Origin of the sequence: Chitinophaga sp. S165 (assembly GCF_003182155.1) — a bacterium.
GTDB lineage: Bacteria > Bacteroidota > Bacteroidia > Chitinophagales > Chitinophagaceae > Chitinophaga.
The window spans coordinates 1,131,532-1,144,869 of the sequence record NZ_QGTG01000001.1 but is presented as its reverse complement, the minus strand read 5'-3'; the positions used below and the strand labels follow the sequence as shown (position 1 = coordinate 1,144,869).

General features: G+C 46.0%; 10 protein-coding genes. 5 read left to right on the top strand and 5 right to left on the bottom strand.

Annotated features, from left to right (window positions below):
* Window positions 1–76 precede the first annotated feature (76 nt).
* Window positions 77–445: a VOC family protein gene (locus tag C7475_RS04055; RefSeq protein ID WP_110051344.1), complete on the top strand. Its 369-nt coding sequence runs from the start codon at window positions 77–79 to the stop codon at window positions 443–445.
* Between the two features lie 32 nt (window positions 446–477).
* Here the strand turns inward: C7475_RS04055 and C7475_RS04050 are convergent, their stop codons facing one another.
* Entirely contained in the window at window positions 478–2,214 is a 1,737-nt protein-coding gene (locus C7475_RS04050; protein ID WP_110051341.1) for a hypothetical protein, read from the bottom strand.
* Window positions 2,215–2,345: 131 nt separating this feature from the next.
* Here C7475_RS04050 and C7475_RS32740 point away from each other — a divergent pair, with 131 nt between their 5' ends.
* Window positions 2,346–3,029 (top strand): hypothetical protein, encoded by a 684-nt coding sequence (locus tag C7475_RS32740; protein WP_146217456.1) that lies wholly within the window; start codon window positions 2,346–2,348, stop codon window positions 3,027–3,029.
* Here the strand turns inward: C7475_RS32740 and C7475_RS04040 are convergent.
* Together C7475_RS04040 and C7475_RS04035 are read right to left on the bottom strand one after the other, a co-directional pair.
* Entirely contained in the window at window positions 2,929–4,350 is a 1,422-nt protein-coding gene (locus C7475_RS04040; protein WP_110051336.1) for an MDR family MFS transporter, read from the bottom strand. The genes C7475_RS32740 and C7475_RS04040 overlap by 101 nt on opposite strands.
* A 304-nt stretch (window positions 4,351–4,654) precedes the next feature.
* Complete coding sequence (locus C7475_RS04035; RefSeq protein ID WP_110051334.1) at window positions 4,655–5,335, bottom strand: metal-dependent hydrolase; 681 nt, start codon at window positions 5,333–5,335, stop codon at window positions 4,655–4,657.
* A 276-nt stretch (window positions 5,336–5,611) separates the two neighbouring features.
* Between C7475_RS04035 and C7475_RS04030 the strand changes: the two genes are divergently transcribed.
* Both C7475_RS04030 and C7475_RS04025 read left to right on the top strand, forming a co-directional pair.
* Window positions 5,612–6,202, top strand: a complete 591-nt coding sequence (locus tag C7475_RS04030) for a TetR/AcrR family transcriptional regulator (RefSeq protein WP_233259757.1) — start codon at window positions 5,612–5,614, stop codon at window positions 6,200–6,202.
* Window positions 6,203–6,242: 40 nt separating this feature from the next.
* A complete protein-coding gene (locus C7475_RS04025; RefSeq protein WP_110051332.1) occupies window positions 6,243–6,950 on the top strand; it encodes an SMUG2 DNA glycosylase family protein in 708 nt (235 codons plus the stop codon).
* A 26-nt stretch (window positions 6,951–6,976) separates the two neighbouring features.
* On the opposite strand, the gene C7475_RS04020 is transcribed toward C7475_RS04025, so the two are convergent.
* Together C7475_RS04020 and C7475_RS04015 are read right to left on the bottom strand one after the other, a co-directional pair.
* Entirely contained in the window at window positions 6,977–7,987 is a 1,011-nt protein-coding gene (locus tag C7475_RS04020) for a hypothetical protein (RefSeq protein WP_110051330.1), read from the bottom strand.
* 122 nt (window positions 7,988–8,109) lie between these two features.
* Window positions 8,110–9,033, bottom strand: coding sequence for an alpha/beta fold hydrolase (locus C7475_RS04015; protein ID WP_110051328.1), 924 nt, complete (start codon window positions 9,031–9,033; stop codon window positions 8,110–8,112).
* Window positions 9,034–9,266: 233 nt separating this feature from the next.
* Between C7475_RS04015 and C7475_RS04010 the strand changes: the two genes are divergently transcribed.
* Complete coding sequence (locus C7475_RS04010) at window positions 9,267–13,223, top strand: hybrid sensor histidine kinase/response regulator transcription factor (protein ID WP_110051326.1); 3,957 nt, start codon at window positions 9,267–9,269, stop codon at window positions 13,221–13,223.
* Window positions 13,224–13,338 lie beyond the last annotated feature (115 nt).

Here is a 13,338-nt window from a genome sequence, read left to right as displayed (position 1 = left end):
ATAAAGCCCGGAGATTTGTCCGGGCTTTATGATATCTTTAGTACCGCCACTATCGGCAATCACTAAAGTGAAAACCATGGAACATAAAGCTGTATCTATCCGGCCTTTCATTGGCGCTAAGGATTTTAAAACATCTCGCAGTTTTTACAGGGACCTGGGTTTCGAAGAAAGTGTACTCTCGCACAATATGTCTGTGTTCAAATCCGGAACTTTAGCCTTCTATTTACAGGACGCCTACGTACAGGACTGGATAGATAATTCGATGATCTTTTTAGAAGTTGACGACGTAGAGCGCTTCTGGAAAGAATTGGTGGCGCTTGACCTGACCACTAAGTATGAAGGTGTGAAACTGACGCCGGTCCGGACGGAAGACTGGGGAAAGGAATGTTTCGTGCACGATCCCTCAGGCGTTCTCTGGCACTTCGGAGAATTTTCACTCCGCTAATGACCGATATGCTGGTGCTGCACAGGTATATATCAGTATACTGAAGCAGGCGGTTGTTCATCCGCAGTGGCAAAAGCCAGCTTCAATGCTTCCCTGTATTTGTCAGCCTCCCTGCCTTTGTGCTGCATGGCGAGGCTTTGATATAACCCCAGAAAGGCCCATCCGTTACCTGGATTTCGCACAAGGTCATCACGATATACCTGTGCCGCCTTAACCGCCTTATTAAGCTTTATCAGGCCTGCACCGAGGAAATGACGTGCAGGGATCGGCCATTCTTTCGGCTCACGGTAGATCATATTGTCCTCCAGGGATACCGCATTTTCCAGGGACTGTATCCCTGCATCATGCTTGCCATGCGCCAGAAGAAGCTCGCCGGCAAGTATGGCCTCTGCAATCTTTGCGGATTCCATAGCTGTATTAAAAGGGAGGTTCCTGCTCGCAAGGGACTTATCATCTGTTAGTTCCTGCAGCTGGCCTAAGTGATGGATGGCATTCATTGTATCAGCCTTTCGTAAAGCAGCTAATCCTTTGCCGAAATGGTCAAGCAACCTGGCATAGCGGAGATCTTTATCGGGCGGCGGCATTGCAAGGACCTCATTCCATTTGCCTGACCTGACAGCATTGAACATAGGCATCATGTACAGGTATTGAAAGAACGTACTGGAAAGACGTGATTTGTAGTTAGTCGATAAAATATCATGAAGATGACCGGACATCTCCCTGCCTTTCTCATACATGTTTGCATTCATCGCACAGAAAGCGCCAACAGCATCATAATGAGTGAGGCCGAATATTCCCAGGTTCAGATGGGATGCCAGAGAATCGTAGCGGATGAGTAACGAAGACGCGTCCTCATTTATCTCAACCCCTTTTGCATACAAACCATTACGCTGGTACATATGACTGGACATATGCACCATATGAGGAACGCCGGGTAGGGCGTCCTTCAGCTTATCCGCATGCGCTAATGCTTTCTCCGGATGCCGCGAAGCTTCCACCAGGTGGATCTGGTAGTGTAATGCAGCAGGGTGGTTAGGATGTTGCTTCAGTATATCATCACAATAGTCGACCAGTTCGGGCGTCCATGTTTTAGGCGTACCATCGCTTTGCCAGAAATCCCAGGTGTGTTCGAGCATCACAGCGTCTACATAGAGGGCTTTTATATCCGCATCGGCAGGATGTTTCTTGATCAGAGCGGCCAGCGACCGGGCATAGGCGCGGTTTAACTCACTGCGTTTAGTGTCGCTTGTATCAGCAGAATATCTTTCATTCATGGCCTTTACAAGCCCTTTCTCTTTTTCTGTTCCGGGGAGTGCCTGGTTCATTTTTTCCAGCACAGGAAATATAGTAACCGGCATCTCATAATAGTAACTATTATAGTATGGCCCCATTGCCAGCGCCTGTCCCCAGTAGGCCATCGCACAGGATGTATCATATCTGGCAGCTTCTTTGAAAGAAGCGAGGGCTTCTGTGAGGTGGTAGCTGTAATAGAGGTTCAGGCCCTGGTCGAAATAGAACTGGGCGCTATCGCTGGAAGTATGTATACCGTAATGATAAGTTCCCCATCCCGGAAATACCGGCGCAAACTTGCCGTTTGCATCTGTCCGGACCGTTTTGCCGGCGGGGGGAGCGCAGGCTATAGAAGACCGGCCGTCAGCTGTGGCTATGGACAGAACAGCTGTTTTATTCTTTTGATCGGTGAGGAGCCGGAAGGAGAATAGTGCCAGTAGGGAACAGGCTGGTATCACCAGTAAAAGATGCTTTTTCATGGCGACCGATTTTATTATTAAGTTACGATAATCCGCGCAACTGTGGACTTGCACCGGTTGTCCGGAGGGGCATGATGATTTCCGGTACTGCTTTTCATTTTATATCTTCGCTGGCGGAATTAATCTATTCTATGAAGTATTTGCTGGTCATTTGCTGCCTGCTATGGCAGATGTCTGTTAAGGCACAGTCGTTTTACATCTACAAGGACACCGTCAGCAATTTTTCTATTAGTGTACCGGAAACCTGGAAATATCAGGCTACACCCGACAGTCCATCCATGAAAATAGCGGGGGTGAATGTAAGCAGTATGGATGAAAAGCGTGTTCCTGATAATTTCAATGTGGCTGTATTCAAACATCCCGGTTTGAATACCGATAGTGCGTTTTCCCTGCTGCAAAAAATGACCAAAAGGAATCGCCTGCAGGCGGTTAAAGACACCGGCACTTATTGGGTGAATGGAGAAAAAATGCGTTGGTTTGAAGATATGCATGCGGTGCCGAACATGAACGATACCATATGCGGAAGCTATTTTGTCGTGTATCGGAAAGGCTTCGTGTATATGATAACGGGTATCTCAAGGATCTCCCGTTTGAAGGAATCACGGGATCTATTCCATCAGATAGCACAGTCGTTTGAATTATTGAAACCCGGCGGGAAGACAATTCCGCAACGCACCTTGCCCAAAGCAGCAAAAAGCAAAGGTGTTACTGCTGCTATCCCATTGCCTCCTTATGCCGGTGGCGTAAGTGTTTGTACACTTTCTGGGGAAGCTTCGCAGCAGGAATTAAGCTTACCAGTATCAGCACGGCTGTAAAAAGAAAACCGTCCTGCAGTGCATAATGCTCTGCCAGCGAGGCATCATCGCCTTTCGCCATGTAAAGATCATAAATGTAAGAATGGAGAGAGCTGCTGATGGCGATCCCTACAGAGCCTCCCAGCTGAAGGATCAGGCTGTTCAGAGATGTTGCAGTAGCGGTTTGCGCCTGTGTAACAGCATTCAGCATCGCTGTCGAAACGGGCGCTATCAGGAAGCTGATGCCGAGTCCACGGATCACCATTGCCAGCAAAATAAACCATACAGGTGTTCCCGTGTCTATACGAGCGAAAAGAAAGAAAGAAGCGGATAGTAAACAGATTCCCGTTATTGAAATATTCCTGATCATGCCATTGTCTGCAAGTTTGCCCGCTAGAGGCCTTGTCACAAGCATTATCAGGGCATTGGGTAATAATAACATGGCGCTTTCTATCTCTGTATAACCAAGAAAGCCCTGTAAGAGGAAGGGCAGGAAGAACATGCCGCCAAAGAGGGCCAGTGACCGAATGGCGACTATAATGAATGCCCTGTTAAACCCGGCATTGCAGAATACAGACAGGTCAAGCAATGATTGCGGTCGTTTGGAAGACCGGATAAATAGCCACAGGAAAACGGCCGTTAATACGATCCCTGCCAGGAACTGCCAGGAAGTGAAGCCGTATCTGCTGCTGGTACTTGTCAGCGTAAATTGCAATAAGATAATAAAACATACAAACAACAGATATCCTTTCAGGTCAAAAGGCGGTTTGCAACGAGGCTTAAGCTTCAGGAACGACAGGTAACGCATGTTGAGCAGAACCGCTATCAGTCCGATCGGAAGATTTACATAGAATATTGCCTGCCAGCCCAGGTATTCCGTCAGCACTCCTCCCAGTGTCGGGCCGAGCGCAGGGCCCATAACGTTGCCAATACCCCACCACCCAATGGCGCTGCCACGCTCTTTTTTGGGAAAGGCTTCCGACAGGATAGCAAGTGAGGTAGGAGCAATAGCGCCTCCACCGATTGCCTGTACCACCCTGGAGGTAACCAGCATGGTAAGCGAGCCCGATATACTGCAAAGGAACGATCCTAAAATGAACACCAGGATGCTTCCCATGTAAAGATGGTAATAGCCGATCCGGTTTTTAAGCCAGTTGGTCAGTGGAATAAAGAGCAGGAATGTGATCATATAAGCGGTGATCACCAGGGAAACCTCATCCACGGCGGCATCGAACTCCTGTTGCATAACAGGTAACGATACGTTTACTATGCTGCTGTCAATGGCCGCCATAGACGTGCCTATCATCAGTGTCACCAATACCTTGTTCTTATCCTTCGGCATACCTGTTTACGTTTACATCCCAGCTGCAATTGTTATTCCACCCTGGTATGAAAGCACAACAGCGGCCGGCACAGCAACTCAGCCGCATGGGCGCAGAACGGGGAGAAATACGACTTTGTGTTTATAATACACGTTGCTGTGGCGTTTAATACGCATTGACGCCGGCTGTATGGCTCCAGTCCTTTATCCAGGCAATCTATGATCAACCTGGCGGCAACAATGGTAGCGAGTCCGCGGTTGAAGAGCATAAAATATAGTTCCGATCAAAGCTGCAGGAGGCGGGACAATGCCCGCCTTATGTAAATCAGATCGTTATTGTATCTCCGATGCCCGCCAGGTGTAATGTCACCCCTGCTTTCTTAAATGTCTGTATGGTGTTTGCTTTATCAATCCTGATTATATCAAAAGTATCATAGTGTACGCCAAACACAGTGTTCACCTCGACCAGCTTTGCTGCTTCAATGGCTTCTTCGGGACCCATTGTCAACTGGTCTCCGATCGGGAAAACAGCGAAGTCCAGTTTTGTCCATTTGGGAATAAAGCTCATATCCATCGTCAATGCGGTATCGCCACTATAGTAGAAATTGCCTTCGGGAGTTGTCAGTACGAATCCTGCTGCTACACCGGCATAACTGCCATCAGGGAAACTGCTTGAATGCTGGGCCGGAACAGACTTCGCGGTCCCGAAATCGAGCGTGATCTTACCACCGGGGTTGAGGGGTATTGCATTCTGAACACCCTGTTTGGTGAAATGGTCATATAGTTCCCATATGCCGAGCACCGTTGCGCCGGTACGTTTGGCAATAGATGCCACATCAGTGATATGATCAAAATGTCCGTGAGATACAAAAATGTAGTCAGCCTTGATCTCATCGATGCGGATGTGTTTCGCCAGATCATTTCCCGAAATGAATGGGTCAAAGAGAATGTGCTTGCCTCCGGCAACGACTGAGAAAGTGGAATGGCCGTAATAAGTGAGTTCCATTGTTACTGTTTTAGATGATTGTTGTATCTGCGGTATGGCTGATCAGGCCACGTTGCCGCTGTAGTTATCATAACAGGTTGGCCACCAAATGACCTTATAAAGGTAAATGAACGACTGTTCATTTCAGCTACTTGAAACAGGGAAGAATCCGAGTGTTTTTATTATTTATCTGATTATTAATTATTTGTGTATTACTGATGACAGGAATGATGACAAAAGTTTGACAGAAATGAATGATCGTTCATTTTGAGCTATCTTTGTTTAAACAAACCTCTGATGATGACTAAGGCGGAAAAAACGAAACAGTATATTATAGAGCAAACCGCTCCGCTCTTTAATACAAAAGGAGTAGCTGCTACTGCCATTTCTGATATCATGGCAGTGACCAATCTTGCCAAAGGAAGTCTCTATGTCCATTTCAGTAACAAGGACGAATTAGCCTACAGTGTAGTTGCTTATAATATCCAGTTGTTCATCGATAGGTCGGGTGAAGAAGTGGCTCATTTTGTCAGCGCGCACGATAAATTCTTTGCAGTACTGGACCTGTTAAGTGATCCCCTAAATCATCCCATAAAGGGAGGTTGTCCCATTCTTAACTTCGGAATGGAAGCCGACGATACAAGTCCGGTTATCAGGGATATCGTGAACCAGGCTATCGGTGATATCCAGCATTTCATGAAAGCCTTATTACAAAAGGGTATCGATGATGGTGAATTTAAACCAGACTGGGATATCCATACTTTTGTTGTAAAAGCGTTCGCCATGCTTGAAGGCGGCATCCTCGTTTCGAGGATCGCACAGGATAACAGCCAGATGCTCTTGCTGATCAATTTGATGAAACAGGAGATCGACGCACAGCTGTTATGATAGCGGCATTTAAACATATCTTTACAGGCCAAATCCTATCATGAAGAAAAAGAAGACATTCGCCGACCACGTCATTGAATTCAATAGTAATCTGCATTACATAGGCTCGTTACCTCCGGGTATCAGGATCATGAATCCCTTCCGTGAACAGCCACAGGTAATGGATATCATGCAGCAGTTTTACCGTAAGTATTATAGCGATCATCATCAGCGAAGGATGATCATGGGTATTAATCCCGGCAGACTAGGCTCCGGCGCAACGGGGATCCCTTTCACTGATACCAAAAGGCTGACAGAAGTAGTAGGGATCAGTATCGAAGGATTAAAAACGCATGAGCCTTCATCGGTGTTCGTTTACGATGTGATCAATGCTTATGGAGGTCCAACTGCTTTTTATAACGACTTTTATTTTGCGTCCGTCTCACCTTTAGGATTTACCGCCATACAACCTGACGGCTCGGAGATTAATTACAATTACTACGATAGTAAAGCACTGACCAACGCCGTGTACGACTTCATGGTAACCAGCATCCGGCAGCAGCTGGAATTCGGGATAGATACCCGTGTTTGTTATTGCTTCGGTACGGGGAAGAACGCTGCCTTTCTGAAACAGCTCAATGAAAAGGAACGGTTCTTTGAAACGATCGTGCCGCTCGAGCATCCACGTTTTATCATGCAATATCGTTTAAAACGTAAGGAGGAATTTATTAGTAAGTACCTGGAAGCGTTTGCGGCTTATGGGAAGTAGAGAGGTAGATTATTACAGACCCACTACTACGGCCGTACAAACAAAATACCTTCGCTTTTTCCCGCATCTGAGTTGAGTGTGATCTCATGAACCTTAGTTCCGTCATTCAGCTTCATAGAAGCCGTATTGGGAGGAATGGAACCCAGGTTCTCCGCATGCATGATGAGATAGTTTTTCTTATGGATCAAAGGAACACGGATCTTTGCACCTGCCTTTGTAACCTCCAGTCCGCGTACGATCCACTCACCATTCAGGTTAAGCGAAATAATGTCGCCATCCTCTGTTTGGGCGTCGTTTATAAATAGATCAATGTGGTCTGCTGTTACAGGTATCGTCTTTGTGTAATTTATTGTTCTGCCTAGCAATATAGCTGGTTGTTCGTGCTTCTTCCGAAACCGGATTTCGAAGAGGAAATTATTTTCCTCAAAATCACCGACAAAATGTATCAGGTTATCTTCCCGTTGCCAATAGCCTTTTCTGTTACTTTTATAAGAAATGTATTCGTAACCCTCTGGCAGATACCAGGCATAGGATAGACGCGCGTTAATTTTAGAATCTTTATCAGGCATAATGCGAAGGCCATAAGTACCAGGATATTTAACGGATTTTGCACTATCAGTTTTGTAAATGATGGTGTCTCCCCGGAAAGTAAGGTTCTTGGACAGGCTTCTTTCTTCAATGAATGAATAACCGCCATTGGGAAAATGCATCTGCATTTCACCGTCTGTATAAGTCGTGTCCAGTGGAACGGGGAAGAAATACAAGAACTTCCCGGACTTGTCCTGCGATGGTCTGTAAAAACCTACACTATCGAAACTGGTGGCCTTAAACTGATGGAATATGACCGTCTGTTTTATCTCCGCATCCGGAACAAAGATCACGCTGTTGTAATTGCTTTTAGCCCACTGATCGCGCTTTGCTTTCAGGACTTTCTCAAAGACTTTGACGATGGCTTCATTACCTGGACTGGATTGTCCTGATACGGAAGTAGCATTGATCATGCAAAAAAGCAGCAGGAATGAGGAGAGAAGACGCATAGGGAATTCAAAGGTTTATAGGAAGCCGCAAGATAAACAATTAGGGCTACAACACAACATGATATGTCAAAACCGCATAGGTCATAAGACCTACACGGTTTTTCTGTTTACATTATAAGATGTTATTTCAGGAAATCAGCTATTTCTTTTGTGAACTCATCCGGCAGCTGGAACAGTGCTGCGTGCGCTGCATCCGGATAAACCACCAGGCGTGCATTAGGAATGTGCTGAGAGATGTTGATCGCATTTACTACTGGAACAGGACGGTCTTTTTCACCTTGAAGGATCAACGTAGGCTGTGTAACAGCTTCCAGTTCTTTCAGCGCATTCGGATATGGTTGTGCCCATGCCAGTACTGCGGTGAGCTGCGCCACACTGCTTTCATTGCTCAATGTTGAATCTCTGTTAACGGTACGTTTGAGCGTCCTTTCGTAAGACAGTTTACCTGCATCTCTACTAGCGGTAGATGTTGTGAATCCGAAATACAGGAATGATTCCAGCGGGTTCAGACCTGCGCCGCCAGCTAAGATATCAGGCAGTTTAGAAAGACCTTCGCTTCCTTTAGGACCTACGCCGGTAAGTACGATCTTATTAACCAATGCCGGTTCTGTAAGTACGATCTGCTGGGTGATAAACGCACCCATAGAGAATCCCATCAGATTTACTTTAGTATAACCTAATGCTTTGATGAACGTAACTGCACCTTTAGCCATGTCTGCAATGGTGGAAGGTGTTTTACCTGTAGAAGATGCTACACCCTGATTATCAAAGATGATCACCTTGTATTTTTGAGCGAGGCCATTGGTAAGTGCCGGGTCCCAATCATCCATTGTGCCTCCCAGGGGAGATACCATTACCAGGGGAGTACCTTCTTTGTCGCCCAGAACGCGGTAAGCATATTTGGTATCACCAGATTGTACGAATTGTGTCTTCGCTGTCTGATGATAATCAACTGTTACATTGTCCTGATCATTGGAAGGTTTTTCGTCTTTACTGCAGGATACCAGGCCCAACGCCAGAAGGGCGGATAAAATAAGATGTTTCATAGATTGTGTTTTGTAGTTTCCGTGTTTTGTTGAGTGTTTATAATTGACGGCTCAAAACTATGGCTGCAGCTGCCGCCGGACAATCAGTAAACAGTTTAAGTGGACCAGATTCAGGGCGAACCGGACATTTCCAGCCCCGAAGGAAGGAGGGCTATTTCTTTTCTGAAATGGTATATTGTTGGGTGCGATTACAATAAAAAATGTTATTTTGACAACAAATAAGCGCTGACAGAATGCGGTGGACAATGCTGATGATGATATGGATGACCATTCATTTAAATGGTCTATTCGCCGCTGAGCAACCTTTGCGGTATCTGAGTATAGAAAACGGGCTCTCCAATAATGCGGTCGTAAACGTTTATCAGGATTATAAAGGCTTCATGTGGTTCGGTACTTATGATGGGCTGAACCGGTACGATGGATATAAATTCAGGATTTACAGGAATAGGATAGGGGACACTACTTCACTGATAGATAATGGTATCTACACTATAGACGGCGATACTGACCACAGGTTATGGATCGGAGGACGCAAAGGCGTCAGCATCTTCGATCCGGTGAATGAACGCTTTTGTGTAGCCAGAAATGTTGCAACAGGTAAAGCCGTTGAAGGGAATATCCATGTCATCAAAGCCGGAAATGACGGCACAGTACTGGTCGGATCGGAAACCAAAGGACTGTTATTATTTAACAGGCACTCAGCAGCTGGGCGCCAGATCCCGATAAATAATAACACAAATTATGAGGTGACCGCAATAGAGTTTAATGCGGATAAAACTGTCGCATATATCTTCGTTCAGGATATCGGATTATGTAAATATGATTGCAGAAAAGCAACCATTACCATCATCAGCAATGAATTAAAACAAGCTAATTGCCTGAAGTCCGACAGGAACGGCGATCTCTGGATCGGTACTGACAAAGGTCTTTTCAGGTATAATAATTCCTACTCTGCCAACTATCTGAAAGAAAATAGCAAGATAGTAAGCCTTTGTGCTGATAATCAGGGACTACTATGGGCAGCCTCTGATGGTCATGGTATTTTTATCGTCAGAGACGGAAAGGCGGAGCGCAGCAACTATCCATTGAGCAGTAATGCCGTTTACTCTATATGCGAAGACCGCGAAGGACGTAAGTGGATCGGCACACTACGCGGTGGTGTTAATATAATAGATAACAGGCGTAATTTATTCGAGCAACATGCCTTCAAAGGCACGGTCGACAATTTTATTCTCTCCTTCTGTGAAGCGGACGGAAGAAATATGTGGATCGGTACGGATGGCGGAGGACTTAAATACTGGGACCGCGAGAACAATATCGTAAAAAACTATAACTACGATAGGGAGAATAAACACGCTATCAGCAGCAATTTTATTACCGGTATGCTGAAAGATTCCAATGGCGATCTTTGGATAGCTACCTGGTTCGGTGGTGTAAGCAGATATAATAAGAGCCGGGACGCATTTGATCGTTATACCTGTTTTAACCCATTTACGCAGGCTGCCGAGAATAATGTCTGGGTGATCTATGAAGATGCGCAAAAGAATCTGTGGGCCAGTACGTCGAATAATGGCACATTATATCTCTTTAACCGGCAGACAAACACCTTTGAGCTTTTTGACAGGACACTGGTCAATCTGCAATGCCTGGCGGAAGATCGTCAGGGCAACATGTGGGGAGGGAATTATTCCTCACTGATAAAGATCGATCGTGATCATAAGCAGCACCGGACCTATAGGATCGGATATACAGTACGTACTGTACATGAAGACCGCCGGGGCATTTTGTGGGTAGGTACAGAGGGTGGAGGGTTGCTGGAGTTCAACCCTGCGAGCGGCAAGTACAAGCGTTTCTCTGAGGCTGACGGATTGCCCGGCAATTCAGTGCTCCGTTTGCTGGAAGATGATAAGGGCAATCTCTGGCTAAGTACATTCAATGGGCTGGCAAAGTTTGATCCTATAACCCATACCTGCAGGAGCTTTTCACAGACCGACGGACTACAAAGTAACCAGTTCGCGTACAATGCGGCATTGAAACTGAAGTCCGGTGAGTTCTTTTTCGGTGGTATCAAGGGCTTTAATATCTTCCATCCCGACAGCATTTATGAACGGAGCAACTTCTCACCGGTTTTCCTGACAGGTATCCGTTTGAATAATGTGCCGGCAGAGCAGAACAATGATTATATCTCTAAGCGGTCTTTGGAGAATATACAGGAGATCACCGTTCCATACGACAAAGCCGCTGTTTCACTTGACTTTGTAGCATTGGAATATACTTCGCCGGATAAGATCGGTTACAGCTACCTGCTGGAAGGATGGGACAAGGGCTGGAACGATGCACGGGAATCCCGCACAGCCAATTATACCCACTTGCAGGAAGGGGACTATAATTTCATGCTCCGGGTCACAAATGCTGATGGGAAATGGGGAGAGGAAATGGAATTGCTGAAGATCATAGTATTACCTCCCTGGTACAGGACAGGCTGGGCGTATGGAATCTATATTGCGCTCATCTTCGGCGTGATCTATCTCTTTATACAATATAAGTCCCGTCAGGAACGCCTGAGATACGAGATCAGGCTGGCCCACCTGGAAAGCGAAAAGGAGAAAGAGATGAATGAGAAGAAACTGTCCTTTTTTACAAATATCTCTCATGAGTTCCGTACCCCGCTTACGTTGATCATCAATCCACTGAAAGAGCTGAAAGACAGTGAGAAACTGGGTGTGGTGTATAGAAATGCAAGAAGGCTACTAAGCCTGGTGGATCAGCTGCTGTTATTCCGGAAAGCGGATAACGAAGAACTGACAGTGACCAGGTTTGATATCATCGCTTTATGTAACGAGGTGTTCCTGTGTTTCACCCAGCAGGCCGAAACGCGGAACATCAGGTACCATTTCCGGACTGATAACGACGAGTCGATTGAAATATATGCCAATTACGAGCAGATAGAGATCGCCCTTTTCAACTTACTGTCAAACGCTTTTAAATTCACTCCCGACGGAGGTGAGATTTCCTTTTGTATTCAGCAAACAGCTGGTGGGGTAGACATAGAACTACAGGATTCCGGACCAGGCATCCCTGAGAACATGGGAGATAAGATTTTTGACAAATTTCAGCATGGCGATAACCATAGTTCAGGGTTTGGTATCGGACTTTACCTGGTCAGGAAATTCGTTGAAAATCATAAAGGAAAGGTCTCTTATTCCAGCCGGATAAATGAGGGCACTACATTCTGTGTTCATTTAAAAAGAGGAAAGGAGCATTTTGATGCCAACATTCTAAAAGAAGAGCCGGTTAAGAAATCGGCCATCCTCGATGAACTGATCGATGATGTGTACCGGAAGCCGGAGAAACCGTTGTCGCCGGGGGAAATGATCACAGAAAAAAGGTCCATCCTGGTGATTGACGACAATGCTGAGATCCGGGATTACCTGCGTCAGCTTTTTGCCGACAAATATATTATTTACGATGCCGATAACGGGACCGACGGATTTGCCGCGGTAGAGAAGTATATGCCTGACCTGGTGATCAGTGATGTACATATGGAGGGCATGAACGGGATCGAATTGTGCCGGAAGATCAAGGAGACAGATATCGTAAGTCATATCCCTGTTATTCTGCTGACTTCTGCCTCTTCTTCCGAGGCCCGCATGGAAGGGATCGGGGGCGGTGCTGACGATTATATTACCAAACCTTTCGATAGCGCCCTGTTGCTGGTGAAAGTGCAGACCATTATCAGGAACCGGAACCTCCTCCAGCAGTATTACCAGGAAAGTATCACCCTGAAGACGAGTTACGTGAAGGTCCCTGCCGAATACCAGGACTTTTTAAAGAGATGTATCGAGATAGTGGAAGCCAACCTCGGTAATGAGGATTTTTCCATCAAAACCTTCACGCAGGCAATCGGTATGAGCCATTCCAGCCTGTATAAAAAGGTAAAATCGATCTCAGGACAAACGATCAACGCCTTTATTCGCTCCATCAGGCTCCGGAAAGCGGCAGTATTGATGCTGAAGGAAAACTATACGGTCAACCAGGCTGCCTTCCAGGTGGGAATAGCCGATAATAAATATTTCAGGGAACAGTTCTGCAAGTTATTCGGCATGAATCCGTCGGCGTATGTAAAAAAGTACCGGCATTCATTTAACCAGGACCTGAACGTGGTCAAATCTGATACTTCGGCCCTCTAAAATGCGAAAATACCCCCTTTTTTAAGCGATTTATCCCCTCTACGGGTCCTTTTTATCCCCCTAATTTAGTCAGGTAATTACCACGTAACAATAGTGCAACCAACAATCTATCAAT